This is a genomic window from Psychromarinibacter halotolerans (assembly GCF_029168315.1).
In the GTDB taxonomy this organism is placed as follows: domain Bacteria; phylum Pseudomonadota; class Alphaproteobacteria; order Rhodobacterales; family Rhodobacteraceae; genus Psychromarinibacter; species Psychromarinibacter halotolerans.
The window spans coordinates 1-18,916 of the sequence record NZ_JARGYD010000016.1; the positions used below are offsets into that span (position 1 = coordinate 1).

An 18,916-nucleotide genomic window follows, 5' to 3' on the forward strand; every position below is an offset into this window, starting at 1 on the left:
CCGAGTAGCCGTCACAAGGGCCGCAGTTCTCGATGGTCGGCTGACCGTCGCAAACAGAAAACGCGCCGCATGACCCCCATGTTTTGTCCACTCCCCGCGGCCCTTCACCCAGGGCATGCCAATGGCGGTCTCGCTGTTCATCGTGGCGCTGCTGCTGACCGGATTGAATGTCGGGCTGATCCTGCCATTCCTGAACAGGAAGTTGGGGCGCTGGCTGGCTGCGCGCTGAAGCCGGAACGGGCAGGGCGGTACGATTTCATATATGTGAAATGTCGCAATGATCCCGCCGGCAATCAAGACAAGGTGCTCTCCGCCAAATAAGCTTAGATAGCTTACCCTTTAGGTTGAGCAGCCAATCCAGACCAGACTGTCCGCCCAGGGGCGGCGCAGTCGGAACGCTACGGGAGGAGCGAGCGACATGACTTCATCCACCACATTCACCAACAAACTGCGTGCCCTTGCGGGCGCTTCGGCGCTGTCGGCCGCGACGCTGGGCCTGACTGGTGCCGCCGAGGCACGCGACTTCCGCCTGCTGTCGGGCTGGGATTCCAGCTATGTTGCGGTCGACGTGCTGACGTCGTTCATCGAGACGCTCGACGAAGCCGTAACCGAGGGCTTCGGCGTCAACGTCATGGGCCCCGAGACCGTGCCCCCGTTCGAGCAGTTCGACCCGGTGTCGCGCGGCCTGTTCGACCTGCTGTTCACCAATGGTGCCTATCACTTCAACCAGACTTCGGTGGGAATGGCGCTGGACGGCCTGTCGGGCGATACCGAGGCCTTGCGCGAAGCCGGAATTTGGGACGCGGTGGATGCCGATTACCAGGAGCAGGGGTTGAAGCTGATCGCTGTGCTTTACGACCTGAATGGCTACCACATCATGCTGAACGAGCCGGTCGGCGAGAACGGCCTCGAAGGACGTCGCGTGCGCGGCACGCCGATCTACCACCCGGCGATCAACGTGCTGGGTGGCTCGCCCGTGGTGCTGCCGGGCGGCGAGATCTACCCGGCGCTGGAACGCGGTGTGATCGACGGTGCGGCCTGGCCGACCATCGGCGCTCTGTCCTACCGCTGGTTCGAGGTCGCCGACTACATGATGCGCCCGACCTTCGGCCAGGTCGGCCATCTGGTGTTGATGAACCTTGACACCTGGAACGACCTGTCCGAGGAAACCCGGGCCGAGATCGAGACCGCCGCGCGCGAGTTCGAGATCGAGGCCAATGGCCTGTTCGACACGCTAGTCGCCGAAGAGAGCGCCGCCCTGGAAGCAGAGGGCATGAGCGTGACCGAGCTGTCCGAGGAACTGGCGGGCACGCTCAGCTCGGCCTGGTTCTCGGGCGTGATGGACCTCGCGGCCACGCAATCGGGCGAGGCGATCGAGGAAATTCGCCGTCTGGCAACCGAAGCCGATCTCGACGGCTGATCGGGGCCCGGCCCCTTCCGACGCGCGGCCGCTTGGTGCCGCGCGTCTTTCCGTCCCCCGGTCGTCCTTCTCGGCCCATTCTCTTCGGCCTTTCCGTTCCAGGAGCTTCCCTCCATGCGACCGATCCTGACGCTTCAGGACGTGCTGACCCGGCTGATGTTCTTCATCGGCGTCGGTGCGCTGGCAGCCATCGTGCTCATCTACGCCTTCGAGGTCGTCTCGCGCTATGCCTTCGGCGCGCCGACCCTCTGGGCGAGCGATTTCGTTTCCTTCCTGCTGCTGATCACGGTGTTCAGCACCGCGCCCTGGCTGACCCGCGAAGGCGGGCACGTGGCCGTGACTATCCTGCCCGACCTGGTCGGCCGGCTGCGCCAGGTGATCCTGCGCGCGGGCTTCCTGGTGGCGGCGGCGACCTGTCTCTGGGCTGCCTGGCTTTGCATCGGCGAGGTGCAGCACCTGGCCTCGCGCGGGACGGCGACCCTGACCACCGTGCGCATTCCGAAATGGATCCTGGTGGCCTTCATCACCTATGGCGTGGCCAATTCCGGCCTGTATTTTCTGCGCCTCGCCTTCGGCCAGGCGCTTTCCGAGACCGACTCCCAACCCGAGGTGACCCATGGTTGAAGGTATCGCCGCCGTCGCGACCGGCGTGGGGCTGCTTCTGGGCTTCATGGCCGTAGGCCTGCCCGTCTTCGCGGCCTTCCTGCTGGTCAACCTGCTGGCCGTCGCGGTCATCATGGGACCGATGGGCTACGGCATGTTCGTCAACTCGCTCTACGAGACGACGACCACGCAATCGCTGGTCACCATCCCGCTGTTCATCCTGATGGGCGAGATCCTGTTCCGCTCGAACTCGGTCGAGGTGCTGTTCCGGTCCATCGACACGCTGGTCGGTCGGGTGAAGGGGCGCCAGTACGTGCTGTCGATCCTGCTGGCCACGGTGTTCAGCACCCTGTCGGGTGCTGCGATGGGCGTGGCGGCCATGCTGGGCCGCTCGCTGCTGCCGGGTATGATCGCGCGCGGGTACGACGCGCGGCTGTCGGCCGGCACGATCCTGGCCGGCGCCAGCCTGGCGCCGCTGATCCCGCCTAGCGTCCTGGTCATCATCATTGGCACGCTGGCCGGCGTGTCGATCGCCGGGCTGCTGATCGCGGGGATCATCCCGGGGCTGATGTTCGCGGGCATCTTCCTGGGCTATTGCTTCATCCGGGTCTGGCTCAACCCCTCGCTGGCGCCCGACGAGCCCGACGACGGCACCCGTGCCACGCTGGCCGACAAGGGCTGGGCGCTGCTGCGGGTGGTGCCGTTCTCGATCATCATCCTGATGGTGATGGGTCTGATCCTGGCCGGGATCGCCACGCCGACCGAGGCGGGCGCGATGGGGGTCATCGGCTCGCTCATCACCGCCGCGATCTATCGCAACCTGTCCCTGAAGATGATCGGCGAGTCGCTGGTCTCCTCGGCCAAGGTGGCGGCGATGATCCTGTTCATCATGGCCAGCTCGAAGCTGTTCAGCCAGCTGCTGGCCTTTACCGGCGGCGCCTCGGCGATGACCGAATGGGTCGTGGGGCTGGAACAGTCACGCTGGGTGATGCTGATCCTGCTGATGCTGCTGCCCTTCGTGCTGTGCATGTTCATCGACCAGATCGCGCTGATGCTGATCGTCATCCCGATCTACCTGCCGATCATCGAGGAGCTGCAATTCGATCCGATCTGGTTCTGGCTGCTGTTCTTGGTGAACATCACCGTGGGGGGCATGACCCCGCCCTTCGGCTACACGCTGTTCGCGCTGAAAAGCGCGTGGGAGGATGCCAGCCTCGGCAAGGTCTTCTCCTCGGCCTGGCCCTTCGTGCTGCTGTACCTGCTGGGCATGATCGTGCTGGCGCTGGTTCCCGGGCTGACGACGCTGCTGCCGTCGATGCTGTGACAACCCTCGGCGCGGCGGCCCCGGTCGCCCGCCCCCTGCAAGACAAGGAGGGCTCCATGCTCGAACCGATCCTGCCCGACAACCTGGGCCTCTACTACGGCAATGCTTGGCACGCGCCGCAATCCGGGCGCACCGATCCGACCTTCGACCCGGCAACCGGCAAGGTGCTGGCCCAGGTGGCCACGGCGGGCGAGGCGGATGTCGACGCGGCCGTGGCAAGCGCCCGCGCGGGGTTCCGCGAATGGCGCGACGTGGCGCCCCTGGAGCGCGCGCGCGTGCTCAAGGAGATCGCCGCCATCATCCGCAAGCACGGCGACGAGCTGGCGCTGCTGGATTCCGCCAATTGCGGCAACCCCTATACCGAAATGCGCGGCGACGCGGGCGTCGCCGCGGCGCAGATGGAATTCTTTGCCGGCCTCGTCACCGAGATGAAGGGCGACACCATCCCGATGGGCCCCGAGCGCATCAACATGACCCTGCGCGAGCCGTTGGGCGTGGTGGCGCGGATCCTGGCGTTCAACCACCCGCTGATGTTCTGCGGCGGCAAGATGGGCGCACCGCTGGCTGCGGGCAACGCGGTCATCATCAAGCCTCCGGTGCAGGCGCCGCTCTCGGCGCTGAGGCTGGCCGAGCTGATCGACGGCCTGCTGCCCAAGGGTGTCTTCACCGTGCTCCCCGGCGGGACGGAGGCGGGCGCGGCGCTGGCCTCGCACAAGGGTATCGACAAGGTCACGCTGATCGGTTCGGTGGGGGCCGGGCGCGCGGTGATGCGCGCGGCCAGCGACACGCTGAAGCCGGTGCTGCTGGAACTGGGCGGCAAGAACGCCCTGATCGCCTATCCGGACAGCGACCCCGACAAGGTGGCCAACGCCATCGTCGCGGGCATGAACTTCAGCTGGTGCGGGCAGAGCTGCGGCTCGACCAGCCGCGCCTTCCTGCATGACGACCTGCACGACGCGGTCGTCGAGCGGCTGGAGGCGGATGTGTCGCGCTTCAAGCCGGGCATGCCGACCGATCCCGCGACGACGATGGGCGCGCTGGTCGGGCGCGAGCATTTCGACCGGGTGATGGGCTACATCGCCTCGGGCAAGGCAGAGGGCGCGCGCGTCGTCACCGGCGGCAACGCGGTGACCGAGGGCGCGATGGCGGACGGCTGCTTCGTCGAACCGACGATCTTTGCCGATGTCACGCCCGACATGCGCGTCGCCCGGGAAGAGATCTTCGGCCCGGTTCTGGTGCTGCGCCGCTGGTCGGAAGAGGGGGCGATGATGGACGAGGTGAACGGCCTCGACGTGGGCCTGACCTGCTCGATCTGGTCGAAGGACCTGGCCACGGCGCATCGCGCGGCGGCCCGCGCGGAGGCCGGCTTCGTCTGGATCAACGAGGTCGGGCGGCACTTCCTGGGTGCGCCCTTCGGCGGCTACAAGCAGTCGGGCTTGGGGCGCGAGGAGGGGATCGGCGAGCTGATCTCGTTCACGCAGGAGAAGAACATCCACATCAACCTGGGCGGCCAGTAAGCCTTTATCCGGACTGTGGGAAAAGGAAAGGGGGCGGATCATCCGCCCCCTTTTTCGTGTCTCAGCGGGGCGCCAGCCGGCCCACCGGGTCGCGCTCCCGCAGCCAGTCCAGGAGGTCTGTCAGCTGGCGGTCGCGCTCCTCGACGATCTCGGCATAGGGCGCGTCGTACTCGTACCAGCCGCGTCCGGTGATCGCGCCCATGTGCCCGGCCTCGGCCAGGTCGCGCAGCGCCTTGCGGCCCTTGTAGTTCTCGTCCCCGGTCTGGTGGTACAGCGAGTCCGTGACCGCCAGCGCCGTCGCCTTCGACACGATCAGATCTTCGGTCAGCAGCGGCCCCCACAGCGCGAGGCGCGGCCCGATGCTCAGCCGCACGGCCGCGTCGATATCGTCGCGGCTGGCGATGCCCTCGTCCATCAGGCGATAGATCTCGGTCAGCATGGCGAACTGGATCTTGTTGATCAGGAAGCCCGGCCGCTCACCGCAGGCGACGCCCACGTGATCGATGGATTCGACGAAGGCCCGGCCCCATTCCACCAGCGACGCCGGGGTGAAATCGGCGTGGATCACCTCGATCGAGCGGATGATGTGCCCGGGCGTGATATAGTGCAGGCCCAGTATCCGCTCCTTGCCGTTCACCCTGGCGCCGATGTCCGACAGCAACAGCGACGAGGTGTTGGTGGCCAGAACCACCTCCGACGGGCAGAGCGCGTCCAACTCGGCGAACAGCGCCTGCTTGGTCTCGAGCTTCTCCTGCACCGCCTCATGCACCATGAAGGCGCCCTTCACGGCCTCGGCCAGCGAGGGCTCGGTGCGCACGCGTGCCAGCATCGCGTCGACGGCGGCCGAGTCGTCTGCGAAGGTCGCGGCGATCGGGCGCGCGCGCTCGGCAAAGCTGGCCAGCAACTCGGTATTCATGTCGCACAGCGCGACATCATGGCCGTGGTGGGCATAGAGCGTGGCGATCACGCAGCCCATGAAGCCCGCGCCGACGACGCAGATCGTGCCGGACGACGGCGGGCGGGGGATGGAGGGGGCGGTGTCGGGCATGGAACCTCGTCTGGTGTCAGGGGCGGTCGGGGCGTGCCGGCCGCCTGCCGAAAGGGATGAACGGGGAGGGCCGTGCCGCTGCGCCATCGCGCGCGCATCCCGCCGTCTCCCTTGCCGACAGCCTTGCGAAATCGGGCCTCCGGTCAACGCCAACCGCCCCGCACGGCGGATATTTCGAGGATGTGAATTCTGCCCGTAGTCCCGTGCGCCGGCTGCGGGACATCCGCCGGGGCCGCGTCGCGAACCCTTTCCGCAGCGCGCCGATTCGCCTAGATTGGGACAGGAGGGAGCTGGCCGGTACGGGTCGCCGAGTCGTGTGAATCGGAAGGGCAGGAGAGATGACCGCAGACAAGGTGAAATCCGCCGCGCGGGTGTTCGAGATCCTCGAGTTCTTCGCCAGTCACCGACAGCCTGCCCGGCTGCACGAACTGGGCGCCGCGCTCGGCTATCCGGTTTCCAGCCTGACCGCGCTTTTGCGTACAATGCTGGACATGGGTTACATGACGCTCGATCCCGCGACCCATGCCTATCTCCCCGGGCCCCGGCTGCAGACGTTGACGGGCTGGATGCAGGTCGACGATTATGAGCAGACCGTGCTGTTCGATGCCCTGTGCCGTCTGCGCGAGGCTGCGGGCGAGCCGGTGGTGCTGGCCGCGCCCGCCGACCTGCATGTCGATTACGTCACCTCGCTGCACCGGCAGGAGGGGCGCAACACCCATATCCGCGCGGGCGACCGGCGGCTGATGGTGCAGAACGGCACCGGCTGGCTGATGCTGGCGCGCGCGCCGCGGCCGGTGGCGCTGCAGATCTACCGCCGCACCGTGGCCGAGGGGCTGATCTCGCCGCGCGACTACCCCCAGGCGGCCTTCGAGGCGGTGCTCGACGCCAATCGTGATACCGACGTGTCGATCCTGCACGCGCGCGACCTGCTGGACATTCCGACGCACCGCACGGTGCATTGGGATGCGTCTATGATGTCGACGCTGATCCCGGTGCCGCCGGGGCACGCACGCTCGCTGGGCATCGGGATTCATGGGCCGACGGAGCGCATATCACGCCGCGCGGATGAACTCTCCGAGCTGCTGCGCCGGACGTCGGCGGAGCTGGCGGCGCGCCTCGAAACCGTCTGAAGAGGCGCGCGCAACTCTGAACAAGACCATGAAAAAAGGCCCGCACGATTGCTCGTGCGGGCCTTCCCTGCGTGCGCCTTGGGAGGAAAGCGCCAGCGCGTCACTCGGCCGCTTCGGCCGGGTCATGGGCGACCAGCGTGCGCCAGTCGACATCCTTGGGATAGACCCCCTCGTGCGAGGCGATGCGCGACTGCAGCGCGAAGCTGTCGGTGCCGATCGCCTTGCCGCCCTCGGCCACCTTTTGCGCGGCGTCGGTCATCAGGCGGCGGAACTCGACGATCGCCAGATCCGAGGCGCCCAGCACGTCGGTGTGACGCTGCACGCGGCTGCCCATCGACACCCACATGATGATGTCTTCGTTCGGGATGCCCGGAACGCCGGTGAAATGGCCTTCCTTCATCAGCTCACGGTCTTGTTTGAAGTCGTTTTCCAGCGTGCGCAGCGTGCGCCACTTGTGGTCCAGATCCTTGCCCGGCACGGCGTGGTTGAAGGCGCGCCATTGCTCGGTCGAAGGCACGTTCGGGCCACCGAAGGCGAGGAAGTGGAACGCCGTCTCATCGTCGTTGATCGGCACGATGACGCTGGCGACCTTGTAGTTGTTGTTGGGCGGAATGAGCGAATAATAGGGCGCCACGAACTCGGTGATGCGCAGGTAGTGATGCGTCGCCGCGTTCTTGATCGGCTTGCGGATCGCCGCATAGTGGAAACCGTAGCTGGTGGTTTCCGTCTGCATGCGCGGCGACTTGTCGGTCGAGGGGCGGTACCACGACTTGTCATCGGCCGCGGCACTTTCCACCCGCGCCGGTTTCATCGTTGATGAATGCAGCGACGAGGAATGCGCGCTGTCGATCTGTCCTTCGTGGATCTGCGCCCAGTTGGCGGGGACACGGATCTTCAGGATGGCGACCGGGGTGTCTTCGGTTGGGGCGAAGGCGGGGGGCTGGAACTCCGGCATGTCGGTCTTGTCGCCGAGCCACGCCCAGACGAAACCGCCCCATTCGCGCACCGGGTAGGAACGGGCCTTGACCTTGTCCATCAGCGGGCTGCCCTCGGGCTCGGACGACATGGCGACGACGTTGCCGTCCACATCCATCTTCCATCCGTGGTACAGGCAGCGCAGGCCGCAATCCTCGTTGCGACCGTAGACCAGCGAGGCTTTGCGGTGCGGGCAGAGCTCGTCGAGCATGCCGAGACGGCCCTTGGTATCACGGAACGCGACGTAGGATTCGCCAAGCACTTCGACGCGCAGCGGCTTGCCGTCGTTCTCCGCCACTTCTTCCATCAGGCAGACCGGCGTCCAGTGCTGACGCATCAGTTTCGCCATCGGCGCGTCACCCGTCACGCGGGTCAGGACTTCGTTCTCTTCGGGGGTCAGCATCTCGTACTCCTCCTGCGGCCCGGGCCCGTGAAGGCCAATCTCGAATGCTTGACAACATATACTTAGCTATCTAAATGAGCAAGGGCAGATACACGTTTTTTGGGAGGGGCGAATGGAGCTCATCAGGATGCGCGTCGGTGCAAGACGCGCGCTGACCCCGCAGATCACCGAATTCACGCTGGTTCCGATGGAAGAGGGCGCGCTGCCCGGATTCACGCCCGGCGCGCATGTCACGGTCGAGACGCCCTCGGGGGCAATGCGGCGCTATTCGCTGGTCAACGACGGCACCGCGCCGGACCATTACAAGATCGCCGTGAAGCGCGAGCCGGCCAGCCGGGGCGGCTCGGCCTCGATGCATGACGAGGCGGTCGAGGGGTTCGAGCTGAACGTCGAGGCGCCGGAAAACGACTTCCCCATGGCCGACGCGCCGCGCTACCTGCTTATCGCGGGCGGCATCGGGGTCACGCCGATCTCGGCCATGGCCGCGCATCTTGAGCGCGAAGGCAAGGATTTCAACATCATCTACCTCAGCCGCAGCGCGGAAGAGGCGGCCTACCTGGAAGACCTGACCACCGCTTACGGCGACCGTGTCCTGGCCCATCACGACGAGGGCGACCCCGAGAAGATCTACGATTTCTGGGACCATTTTGCCGAGCCGCAGAAGCTGAATGTCTATTGCTGCGGGCCAAAGCCCCTGATGGACGAGATCGAGGCGATCTCGGGCCATTGGCCGGAAGGCCGCGTCAACTTCGAGGATTTCAAGCCCGTCGACGTTGTGCGCGCCGATGACGAGGCCTTCGAGGTCGAGCTGAAGAAGACCGGCATCACGCTGACCGTGCCCGCCGACCGTTCGATCCTCGAGGCTATGCGCGATGCCGGGTTCCCGACCGTCAGCTCGTGCGAGAGCGGCACCTGCGGCACCTGCAAGACGCGACTCCTGGAGGGCGAGGCCGATCACCGCGACATGGTGCTGATGGACGAGGAAAAGGCCGACAAGATCATGATCTGCGTCTCGCGCGCCTGTTCGGGCGGGAGGCTGGTCCTTGACCTCTGAGCCCGCGCAAATGCCCGTCAGGCTAGGCGTCGTCGGGCTGGGTCGCGGCTTCATGCTGATGATCCCGACCTTCACCGCCGATCCGCGCGTGAAACTGGTCGCCGCCGCCGCCCCCCGCGCCGAAAGCCGCGCGGCGTTCGAGGCCGAGTTCGGCGGTCGGACCTATGACGACATCGTGCCGCTTTGCGCCGATCCTGAGGTGGAGGCGGTCTATATCGCCACGCCGCACCAGATGCACGCCGACCACGTCTGCACCGCGCTGGCCGCCGGCAAGCATGTGCTGGTCGACAAGCCGATCGCCATCTCGATGGCGGATGCCGACCGCATGGTCGCGGCCGCCGAGGCCTCGAGCAAGCATCTGATCGTAGGCCCCAGCCACAGCTTCGACCCGCCAGTCGAGGCCGCGGCGCGCCTGATCGAGAGCGGTGAGGTGGGATCCCTGCGGATGATCCAGGCGTTCAACTACACCGATTTCCTCTACCGCCCCCGGCGCCCCGAGGAACTGCGCACCGAAGAGGGCGGCGGCATCCTGTTCAGCCAGGCGATCCACCAGATCGACGTGGTGCGCCGGCTGGCCGGTGGCCTTGCCACCCGAGTCACCGCGATGACCGGCGCCTGGGATCCCGCGCGCCCGACGGAAGGCGCGTTCAGCGCGCTCATCGCCTTTGCCAATGGATCCTTCGCCAGCCTGACCTATTCCGGCTACGCGCATTTCGACAGCGACGTCTGGATGGATAATGTGGGCGAGCTGGGCCAGCGCAAGGACCCCGCCGCCTATGGCAAGGCGCGTCGCGCCTTGCAGGGGCTCGACGCCGAGGCCGAAGCCGCGCTCAAGCAGACCCGCACCTACGGCAGCGGGGCCGGGCTTATCGAGGCGGAAAACAACGAGCATTTCGGCCCGGTGATCGCGCTGTGCGACCGCGCCGACCTGCGGCTGACGCCTGCCGGGCTGGATGTCTTCGGCGACATCGAGCGCCGCTTCGTCGAGGTGCCCTTCGGCCCCGCCCCGCGCGGGCCGGTCATCGACGCGCTGGTCGGCGCCGTGCGCGAGGATCGCGCGCCCGCCCAGACCGGCGCCTGGGGCCGCGCGAGCCTCGAAATCTGTCACGCGATCCTGGAATCGGCGGCCTCGGGCCAGCCGGTGGATCTGCAGCGCCAATGCGGCATCACGTAAAGGAGGAACACGTGTCCGATCTGAAACTCTCCCTCGCCATGGGGAATTACGACCGCACGCGGGCCATCGTCGACGGCCGGGTCAAGATCGACGGCGTCGATCCCGTGCCGATGCTGCTGTCGCCCGAAGAGATGTTCTTCCGCGCCTTCCGGCACGAGGCCTTCGACATCTCGGAGCTGTCGCTGTCGTCCTATTCGATCTCGGTCGCGCGCGGGAACCCGCATTACGTCGCGATCCCGGTGTTCCTGAGCCGCGCGTTCCGTCATACCTCGGTCTATATCCGCACCGACCGCGGCATCGACCGGCCCGAGGATCTGAAGGGCAAGCGCATCGGCATCGCCGAGTACCAGCTGTCGGCCAACGTCTGGGTGCGCGGCATCCTGGAAGAGCATTTCGGCGTGAAACCCTCGGACGTGATCTGGGTGCGCGGCGGCATGGACACGCCGGGCCGCCCGGAAAAGATCGCGCTGACGCTGCCCGACGACATCACCATCGAGCAGGCGCCCGAGGGTGCCACGCTGAACGGCATGCTGGCGGCGGGCGAGATCGACGGCTTCATCGGCCCGCGCTGGCCGCGCTGCTTTGCCGAGGGCCATCCCCATGTCGGCCGCCTGTTCCGCGACAGCATCGGCGCGGCCGAGGAGTATTTCCGCCAGACCCGCATCTTCCCGGTGATGCACGTTCTGGGCGTGCGCCGGACCTTGGTCGAGGAATACCCCTTTCTGCCCGCAGCGCTGCTCAAGGCGTTCTCGGAGTCGAAGAAGCTGGCCGAAGAGGCCTTGAACGACACCTCGGCCACCAAGGTGACGATGCCCTTCGTCGAGGACACGCTGAACCGTGCCCGCGCGCTGATGGGCCCCGATCCCTGGAGCTATGGCGTCGGCGCCAATGCGCATGTGCTCGACAAATTCCTCGACTACCATTTCGCGCAGGGCCTCTCGCCGCGCCGGGTGCAGGTCGACGAGCTGTTCCACCCCTCGACCCTCGAAGCCTACAGCCTGTGAGCAAGGAGGCCCCATGAGCCGTTACCAACCCGGCGATATCGTCGAGATCCGGCTGGAGCAGGGCCTCGCCTATGCCCAGCTGACCCATGAGCACGAAAGCTACCCGCCCGTCGTGCGCCTGTTCCGGGGGCTGAGCGACAGCCGCCCCTCCGATCTGGAGGCGCATGTCGCGCAGGCTCCGCGCCTGACGGCGATGATCCCGCTGGAACAGGCGCTGGACCGGCTGGGGCTGGCGCATGAAAAGGCGGGCAGCGCCGCGCTGCCCGAGGACGAGCGCAAGTTCCCCACCTTCCGCATGCCGATCCGCGACAAGCAGGGCGAGATTGTCTATTGGTGGTTCTGGGACGGGCAAGGGCTGAGCTATTCGGTCGAGCTGGACGCGATCCAGGACAGCCTGCCGCTGCGCGAGGTGATGTCCTCAGCCAGGTTGCTGCAGGAATTGCAGGCCCCGGCCTGAGCACGAAACACGACAGGTCCCCATGATCCCCTTTATCGGCGAGATCTTCGCCATCCTCGCCGCCTTTTGCTATGCCTTCGGCTCGGTCGCCGCGACCAAGAACGCGCGCGAAAAGGGCGGGCGGGGCAATGCCGTGCTGCTGTCGATCGTGTTGACGGCGCTGTTCTCGGGCGGGTTGTGGCTGATCATGGGGCCGTCGCTGCCGCCGATTGACACAGGCTTCTGGATCGGCGTGGCGATCTTCGTCGTCGCCGGCATGCTGGCCACGGTGCTGGGGCGGATCTTCTTCTTCCGCTCCATCGAGCTGGCCGGCGCCATCGAGACCGGGCTCATCCGCCGGCTGATCCCGGTGTTCGCCGCCGTGCTGGCGATCCTGTTCCTGGGCGAGAGCCTGACCATCGCCAGCGCGCTGGCCTTCGTGCTGGTCTTCGCCGCCGTGGCGCTGGTGGTGTTGTCGAACAGGGGCCAGATCGTCGCCGATGACGAGGACGCCCGGCGAGCGGCCGGCGAGCGCAACACCGGCCGTGTCCTGGCGCTGATGTCGGCGGCGAGCTATGGCGGATCCTACGTGGCGCGCAAGTTCGCCATGCGCTGGCTGCCCGATCCGCTGATCGGCGCCTTCATTGGCGCGGTAGCCGCCTTCGTGTGGTTCGCCGTCGCAGCCCTGTTCAGCGCCGCCTATCGCCGCCACCTGAGCGAACTGTTCCGCCGCCCGACCGGCTGGCAGCTGGTGGCGGCCTCCTTCGTATCGCTGGGCCAGACCGCGCAATTCGTGGCGCTCAGTTTCACCACCGTCACCGCCGTGGCGATCATCGGCACGATCGAGATGTTCCTCGCGGCCTGGCTGGCCGCCTGGGTCCTGCGCACCGAGGATCGCCCCGGCCCGATCTTCGCGCTGGCTTCGCTGATGGCGATGGCAGGCGTGATCGTGCTGGCGCTGGTGCGCACCTGAAATAACACAAGAATTCCGAAACGGGAGAGAGACAGATGACCAGGGAAACCGACCGCCCCACACCCTGCGAGGTGAAGACGCTCTACGGCAGCGACGCCATCGCCGAGATGCTGCGCCGGCTCGACACGCCCTACGTCGCGCTCAACCCCGGCTCGAGCTTCCGGGGCCTTCATGACAGCATGGTCAACTACCTCGGCAACCAGGATCCGCACATGCTGCTGTGCCTGCATGAGGAACACGCGGTTTCCATCGCCCATGGCTGGGCCAAGATCACCGGCAAGCCGATGACCGTGGTGCTGCACGCGAATGTGGGCCTGATGCACGCCGCGATGGCCATCTACAACGCCTGGTGCGACCGCGTGCCGATGCTGATCCTCGGCGCGACCGGCCCGGTCGACGCGGCCAAGCGTCGGCCCTGGATCGACTGGCTGCATACCTCGCGCGATCAGGCGGCGGTGGTGCGGCCCTATGTGAAATGGGATGATCAACCGGCGTCGCTGGCCGCCTCGCTGTCGTCGCTGATGCGGGCGATGCAGATTACCACCTCGGCCCCGATGGCGCCCACCTATGTCTGCTTCGACGTGACGGTGCAGGAAACCGCCATCGAAGCCATGCCCGCGCTGCCCGATCCCGCGCGTTTCGCAGCCCCTCAGGCCCCGGGTGCGAGTGCCGCGCAGGTCTCGGCCCTGGCCGACATGCTGGCCGAGGCGCAATCGCCGGTGATCCTGATGGGCCGCGTCTCGCGCGATGAAGGGGACTGGGCGCGGCGCGTGGCGCTGGCCGAGTATTTCGGCGCCCGCGTCATCACCGACATCAAGACCGGCGCCGCCTTCCCGACGCGCCACAAACTGCACGCGGGCGCGCCCGGGTTCTTCCTGTCGGCTGAATCGGTCGAGGCGCTGTCGGGCGCGGATCTGGTGCTGTGCCTCGATTGGGTGGACCCGGCCGGCACGCTGGCGCAGGGCAAGCTGGGCGCCGGGGCCAAGGTGGTCAACGCCACGCTCGAGCCGATGCTGACGAACGGCTGGTCGATGGATCATCAGGACGTGGTGGCGAGCGATCTCACCATCCTGACCGAGGCCGATGCGCTGGTCGCGGCGCTGTGCGAACGGCTGGGGCTGGAACCCGCCGCACCCGCGCCCCGCACGGCACCCGCGCCGCACGGGCAGGAGCCCGATGCCGTGCTGTCGCTCGACGCGCTCTCGCATGTGCTGCGCGCGGGGCTGGCCGAGGATCCGCACACGCTGGTGCGTCTGCCCCTGGGTTGGGACGGTCGCCATTGCGATTTCACCGGGCCGCTCGATTATCTGGGCTATGACGGCGGCGCAGGCATCAGCTCGGGCCCCGGCATGGTCGTGGGCGCGGCGCTGGCACTGAAGGACACGGGCCGCATGCCGGTCGCGGTTTTGGGCGACGGCGATTTCATCATGGGCGCGACCGCGCTGTGGACCGGGACGCATCAGAGCGTGCCGATGCTGATCGTGGTGGCCAACAACCGCTCGTTCTTCAACGACGAGATCCACCAGGAACGCGTCGCCCGCGACCGCGACCGCCCGGTCGAGAACAAGCATATCGGCCAGGCGATCGACGAGCCGGATATCGACATCGCCGGCCTCGCGCGGGCGCAGGGCGCGGTGGGCATCGGCCCGGTCGCGACGGTGGCCGCCTTCGAGGCCGCGCTGGCCGATGCCGTGGCGCAGGTGCGCGCGGGCAAGTCGGTGGTGATCGACGCCCGCATCCTGCGCGGCTACGTCAAGGAGATGGCCGAAGGCATGACCGCGGAACAGGACGGCTGAACAGAATGGCTATGCGGGGCGTCGTGGATGGGCAACGGGTGACACGAAACGGTTGAAAAGACATCTAACCCTTGTGTCCTGCACGGGAAATCAGCACAAATGGAAGCGACCCGTCGCCGGCATCGCGCTGGCGACGGGGCTTTCGTTTCTGGCCGATTGAGACCGTTCCACATGGATGAAACCGCGCCCTCGGGGCATGAAGACTTCGATCCCAAGCTGACCGAAGAACGCCTCGCGCGTCTCGTTCGTCTCGCCGCCAGGGCTTTCAACCGCTCGCTGCAGATGCGCCTTCAGGACGAGGGGATCACCTTCGGCCAATGGATCTTCCTGCGCATCCTTTGGTACAATGACGGGTTGTCGCAGCGCGAGCTGAGCCAGCGCGCGCATCTGACCGAACCCACCGCGCACGCCGCGCTGACCAAGCTGGAGAAGCAGGGCGTGATCACGCGGCAGAAGATGGACGGCAACAAGCGGACTTTGCAGATCTTCCTGACGCCCAAGGGCTGGGAATTGCGCGACCGGCTGGAGCCGATGGCGCATGACGTCAACCTGATTTCGCTGAAGGGGCTGGAGGAGGACGAGGTGCGCGTGCTGCGCAAGGGTCTCCTGGCGATCATCACCAATCTCGAGGCGGATGAGAACGCCGCCGCCGAGCAGGGGATCAAGGTGCCCGCGACCCGGTCGAGCTTCTGACCGGGGCGCAGGCGGGTTGGTGGGGCAGGGCGCCGTTCAGGCGCCCGCCATCTCGCGCATCAGCGCCGCGTCGAGCGAGACCACGTCGGCATATTTTGCCTGCAGGTCCAGCAGGCTCTGCTCATGTGCGGGCTGGCTGCGGTCGCCCACCGCCTCGCGCACCACGATCGGACGGAAGCCGTTCTGCAGCGAGTCCACCGCCGTCGCGCGCACGCAGCCCGAGGTCGTGCAGCCGGTGATCACCAGCGTGTCGACACCCTCGGCTACCAGGCGGCTCGACAGATCGGTGCCGAAGAAGGACGAGGCGTATTTCTTCACCAGCGTGCGTTCTCCGGCCGCGAGGCTCAGCCTCGGGTCCAGCTCGGCCCCGTCGCCGCTGGCGGCCAGCGTCTTCAATCCGCCCTGTTTCAGCGGCCAGATCCCGGCGTCCGACAGATCCGGCTCGTCGTAGCGCACGGTGGTAAAGAACACCGGCTCGCGGCGGGCCGCGAAATCGGCGATCAGTGCGTTGATCGCCACGATCTGCGACGACAGGTCCGCGCCCAGCGGCAGGTCGGGATTGGTGAAACCCTTGATGACATCGATCACCACCAGCGCCGAGCGGCGGCCGAAACCGATGGTCTGCCCGAAGCCACGGGCCTTGAAGGCTTGTTCGTCCATGAAGTTTCTCTCAGTTTGGATCCCGGAAGCCCAGGGATCGGGATATGGAATGGGCATAGAGGCGGTTGAGCCGCCCGGTATCCTCGCGCCGGCCGTCGCGGCTGCCGTCGCGGTCGTAGATCGTGCTGAGCACGCCCACCGGCGCGCCGGTCTCGTCGCGGAAGGCGCAGGCAGTGCCCTCGATGTTCTCCAGCCCGCTGCCGAGGTTCTCGGCGTAACCCAGGTCGCGGGCGGCGGTGACGCGCTCGGCCAGACCCTCGTAGGTCAGGCCGCTGTCTTCCAGGTGGCGGCTGATCTCATCGCGGCGCGAGGTCAGCTCGACCTCGGGCTTGGCGGCGATATAGGCGATCTGGAAGGCCACGAAATCGGACCAGCCGTAGATGATTCGCCAGATCGGCACGCGGGTGCCCGTGGGCCAAAGCCTGCGCATGGGATGGGCGATCGGCGTACCGATCCGATCATAGAGGGTCAGTTCCTGGCGTTCCTCGGCTGCCAAAGTGATGTGCACGAGGCAGTTCGCCTTGAGCGCGAGCCCGTCCGCGTCATTCAGCGCAAGTTGTCCTGCGCGCGAGTGCAGCCATACCTCGTAGCCCATCTCCCAGTAGCGCAGCGAAGGGCTGTAGCGGGACTTGGTGTTCTTGTGGACGAATCCATACGCCGCAAGGGTTTGCAACAGGCGGTGCACGTTGCTCTTGGTCATGCCGAGAGCCGCCGACAGGTCGCTGATGCCCGCCGGCGCCTCGCAGGTTGCTAGGTGCCGCAACAGGATCAGCCCCTTCGAGAAGGACTTGTCGAGACCTGCCTTATTGTTGGGCAGATCGGGGCTTTCGTCGGTCATGCCGCACGCCTTACTTGACGGAAAGAAATGTGAAAAATTAGTCGCAAATTACGGTACAAGCTTTCTACAATATAGAACAAGGGAGGTCAATATGATCCGCCATACCGGAAAGCCCCTTATCACCACCGCGCTTTCGTCCGTGCTGTTCGCAGGTGCCTTCACCGGCCCCGCGCTGGCGCAGGAGCTGATCGAAGGGCATCTCAACATCATCGGCTCGGCCAGCTTCATGCCCCTCTATGCCGAGCGGGAGATGCCGTTCTGGACCCAGACCCTGGCCGAGGAATCCGACGGGCTCATCACCGCCGACGTGCGCCCGTTCAACGCGTTCAACGAGGCCGGCCTCAACGGCACCGAGCTGTTGCGCCTGCTGCAGCAAGGCGTGGCTGATGCAGCGACGCCGATCCTGAGCTACCTGGCTGCCGACGACCCGATGAGCGAAGCCATCGACCTGGCCGGCATCGCCCCCGACTTGGCCAGCGCCCGCGCCGTGTCCGAAGCCTGGGCGCCGGTTCTCGACGCGCATTTCGCCGAGCGCAACGACGCGCGCGTGCTGGGCGTTCTGGCCTATCCGTCGGGCGCTGTTGGATAAATCAGCTGGCGAGCGCAATCCCCCTTTCCCCGGGCACACTTACCCTGCGGCCACGGTCATCGGGATGCCGAGTGCCGTGAAGCGGTTGAGGACCGCCACCCGGATCTGGACCTCCGCCACCTGGCGGTCGAATTCCCGGGACATCAGCCGCTGGCCGAGCAGCTTCACGCAGTTCATTCTCGTCTCGACCCTGCTGCGCCGGCGGTACCCGCTCCAGTTCCGCCAGAGTGCCCGGCCCAGGTGCTTCGATGCTCGCAGGATCTCGTTGCGTGCGCGAGCTCCTGCCGTGTCCGGCTTCCAAGGCCGGGCGTTTCGACGGGGTGGAATGATCGCTGTTGCTCCACGGGCCGCAATGGCATCGTGGCAGGCGCGTGTGGCGCAGGCACCGTCAGCCGAGACAGTGGCGATGTCCTCGTTCGCCGAGATCTGGGCGAGAAGGTTCGGCAGCATCGGGGCGTCGCCGACATTGCTTGAGATGACCTCGACCGCCCGGATCGCTCTGGACGCTCATTCGGTAGAAGCGCCGCATGTTGACGGCCGGGTCGATCCGCTTGAGACCGATCACGGTCGGGAACACCTCGAGCTCGTGCAGTAGGTCGAGCATTGAGCAGCCACCTCTTCAGCGGCCAGTTTTTCAGCCGGCGCTCGGCGTCTCCACTCAATTGGAACCAAGGGCCGGGATTGGGGGCTCGCGCCCCCACCTCGAACTTCATGACCGGGATCGGACGCCTCGATGTGTTGAACTTGGATCTGGCGCCCATGCCAAGCGTGATCCACGCCGTACATCTGGGGCGGCATGGCATGCGCCCGGCAGTGGCGCAATTGCTGGATTGGCTGAAAGTCTCTGCGAAACGCCTTGTATGACGGACCCGTGCGGCACGAGGCGAACAGATATCTTCCGCAAACAAAGGAAACCGATCAGGCTGATCTATGTGGGCGTCGCCGACGCAGATACCTGCGCGTTCAGCCGTGAAAATCTTCCTTGAATCTGTCGATCTGATGCATGCGCTCATGCAGGATCGCGACGATACCGATATCGCCGTCGGACAGTCGGCGCCAATAGACGATGTGGTGTTCGTACCGAAAGAAGAACCCTTCGACGCCGAACTCTGCCGGGATCAGCTTTGAGGCGACGCCATGGGCCTCGATCCGTTCGAACGCTTCGAACATGCCGGTGATGTAGCGGTCCGCCTGGACCTCGCCCCATCGGTCGCGCGTATAGCGGTAGATGTCATCGAGGCGGAGTGATGCCGCCTCCTGAACCCGGATCGCCATCTGG

Annotated in this window: 19 protein-coding genes and 1 pseudogene; 13 read left to right on the top strand and 7 right to left on the bottom strand. The window is 66.4% G+C overall.

From position 1 onward, the window contains the following. Positions 1 to 418: 418 nt before the first annotated feature. The 4 genes from dctP to P1K30_RS22450 all read left to right on the top strand — a co-directional run bounded on the left by dctP (position 419) and on the right by P1K30_RS22450 (position 4,864). Complete coding sequence (gene dctP / locus P1K30_RS22435; RefSeq protein ID WP_018065881.1) at positions 419 to 1,420, top strand: TRAP transporter substrate-binding protein DctP; 1,002 nt, start codon at positions 419 to 421, stop codon at positions 1,418 to 1,420. A 114-nt stretch (positions 1,421 to 1,534) separates the two neighbouring features. Continuing rightward, positions 1,535 to 2,044: a TRAP transporter small permease gene (locus tag P1K30_RS22440; protein ID WP_018065880.1), complete on the top strand. Its 510-nt coding sequence runs from the start codon at positions 1,535 to 1,537 to the stop codon at positions 2,042 to 2,044. After that, positions 2,037 to 3,347 carry a TRAP transporter large permease gene (locus P1K30_RS22445; RefSeq protein ID WP_089849677.1) on the top strand — a complete coding sequence of 437 codons (1,311 nt, stop codon included), beginning with the start codon at positions 2,037 to 2,039 and terminating at the stop codon, positions 3,345 to 3,347. Before P1K30_RS22440 ends, P1K30_RS22445 begins: the two co-directional genes overlap by 8 nt. A gap of 56 nt (positions 3,348 to 3,403) precedes the next feature. Beyond that, positions 3,404 to 4,864, top strand: a complete 1,461-nt coding sequence (locus P1K30_RS22450) for an aldehyde dehydrogenase family protein (RefSeq protein ID WP_089849679.1) — start codon at positions 3,404 to 3,406, stop codon at positions 4,862 to 4,864. Positions 4,865 to 4,925: 61 nt separating this feature from the next. On the opposite strand, the gene P1K30_RS22455 is transcribed toward P1K30_RS22450, so the two are convergent. Next, the gene (locus P1K30_RS22455; protein WP_275635012.1) at positions 4,926 to 5,912 is read right to left on the bottom strand and encodes a 3-hydroxyacyl-CoA dehydrogenase family protein; all 987 of its coding nucleotides are present in this window, start codon (positions 5,910 to 5,912) and stop codon (positions 4,926 to 4,928) included. Positions 5,913 to 6,250: 338 nt separating this feature from the next. Here P1K30_RS22455 and P1K30_RS22460 point away from each other — a divergent pair, with 338 nt between their 5' ends. Then, entirely contained in the window at positions 6,251 to 7,042 is a 792-nt protein-coding gene (locus P1K30_RS22460) for an IclR family transcriptional regulator (protein ID WP_224953347.1), read from the top strand. Between the two features lie 100 nt (positions 7,043 to 7,142). On the opposite strand, the gene P1K30_RS22465 is transcribed toward P1K30_RS22460, so the two are convergent. After that, entirely contained in the window at positions 7,143 to 8,420 is a 1,278-nt protein-coding gene (locus P1K30_RS22465) for a Rieske 2Fe-2S domain-containing protein (protein ID WP_275635013.1), read from the bottom strand. A gap of 112 nt (positions 8,421 to 8,532) precedes the next feature. On the opposite strand from P1K30_RS22465, the gene P1K30_RS22470 reads away from it, so the two are divergent. The 7 genes from P1K30_RS22470 to P1K30_RS22500 all read left to right on the top strand — a co-directional run bounded on the left by P1K30_RS22470 (position 8,533) and on the right by P1K30_RS22500 (position 15,550). Continuing rightward, on the top strand, positions 8,533 to 9,474 hold the full coding sequence (locus P1K30_RS22470) for a PDR/VanB family oxidoreductase (RefSeq protein WP_018065874.1): 942 nt from the start codon (positions 8,533 to 8,535) through the stop codon (positions 9,472 to 9,474). 10 nt (positions 9,475 to 9,484) lie between these two features. Continuing rightward, the gene (locus tag P1K30_RS22475) at positions 9,485 to 10,648 is read left to right on the top strand and encodes a Gfo/Idh/MocA family oxidoreductase (RefSeq protein WP_018065873.1); all 1,164 of its coding nucleotides are present in this window, start codon (positions 9,485 to 9,487) and stop codon (positions 10,646 to 10,648) included. An 11-nt stretch (positions 10,649 to 10,659) separates the two neighbouring features. Further along, entirely contained in the window at positions 10,660 to 11,652 is a 993-nt protein-coding gene (locus P1K30_RS22480; RefSeq protein ID WP_224953348.1) for an ABC transporter substrate-binding protein, read from the top strand. A 13-nt stretch (positions 11,653 to 11,665) separates the two neighbouring features. Next, complete coding sequence (locus P1K30_RS22485; protein WP_018065871.1) at positions 11,666 to 12,109, top strand: hypothetical protein; 444 nt, start codon at positions 11,666 to 11,668, stop codon at positions 12,107 to 12,109. Positions 12,110 to 12,131: 22 nt separating this feature from the next. Then, positions 12,132 to 13,061 carry a DMT family transporter gene (locus P1K30_RS22490; protein WP_275635014.1) on the top strand — a complete coding sequence of 310 codons (930 nt, stop codon included), beginning with the start codon at positions 12,132 to 12,134 and terminating at the stop codon, positions 13,059 to 13,061. A 35-nt stretch (positions 13,062 to 13,096) separates the two neighbouring features. Then, positions 13,097 to 14,857: a thiamine pyrophosphate-binding protein gene (locus P1K30_RS22495; RefSeq protein WP_018065869.1), complete on the top strand. Its 1,761-nt coding sequence runs from the start codon at positions 13,097 to 13,099 to the stop codon at positions 14,855 to 14,857. A 171-nt stretch (positions 14,858 to 15,028) separates the two neighbouring features. Next, positions 15,029 to 15,550 (top strand): MarR family winged helix-turn-helix transcriptional regulator, encoded by a 522-nt coding sequence (locus P1K30_RS22500; protein ID WP_089849685.1) that lies wholly within the window; start codon positions 15,029 to 15,031, stop codon positions 15,548 to 15,550. A 36-nt stretch (positions 15,551 to 15,586) separates the two neighbouring features. On the opposite strand, the gene P1K30_RS22505 is transcribed toward P1K30_RS22500, so the two are convergent. Then, the gene (locus P1K30_RS22505) at positions 15,587 to 16,210 is read right to left on the bottom strand and encodes an isochorismatase family protein (RefSeq protein WP_018065867.1); all 624 of its coding nucleotides are present in this window, start codon (positions 16,208 to 16,210) and stop codon (positions 15,587 to 15,589) included. Between the two features lie 10 nt (positions 16,211 to 16,220). Then, positions 16,221 to 17,048, bottom strand: coding sequence for an IclR family transcriptional regulator (locus P1K30_RS22510; protein ID WP_089849687.1), 828 nt, complete (start codon positions 17,046 to 17,048; stop codon positions 16,221 to 16,223). Between the two features lie 91 nt (positions 17,049 to 17,139). On the opposite strand from P1K30_RS22510, the gene P1K30_RS22515 reads away from it, so the two are divergent. Continuing rightward, the gene (locus tag P1K30_RS22515) at positions 17,140 to 17,637 is read left to right on the top strand and encodes a type 2 periplasmic-binding domain-containing protein (protein WP_089849690.1); all 498 of its coding nucleotides are present in this window, start codon (positions 17,140 to 17,142) and stop codon (positions 17,635 to 17,637) included. 39 nt (positions 17,638 to 17,676) lie between these two features. Here the strand turns inward: P1K30_RS22515 and P1K30_RS22520 are convergent. The 3 genes and pseudogenes from P1K30_RS22520 to P1K30_RS22530 form a co-directional block, all read right to left on the bottom strand. Next, a pseudogene (locus P1K30_RS22520) lies at positions 17,677 to 18,132 on the bottom strand (IS5 family transposase); the annotation flags it as partial. After that, entirely contained in the window at positions 18,026 to 18,241 is a 216-nt protein-coding gene (locus P1K30_RS23945; RefSeq protein ID WP_199672162.1) for a hypothetical protein, read from the bottom strand. The gene P1K30_RS23945 and the pseudogene P1K30_RS22520, both read right to left, overlap by 107 nt. A gap of 359 nt (positions 18,242 to 18,600) precedes the next feature. Beyond that, positions 18,601 to 18,912 (bottom strand): type II toxin-antitoxin system RelE/ParE family toxin, encoded by a 312-nt coding sequence (locus P1K30_RS22530; RefSeq protein ID WP_089849693.1) that lies wholly within the window; start codon positions 18,910 to 18,912, stop codon positions 18,601 to 18,603. Between the last annotated feature and the right edge of the window lie 4 nt (positions 18,913 to 18,916).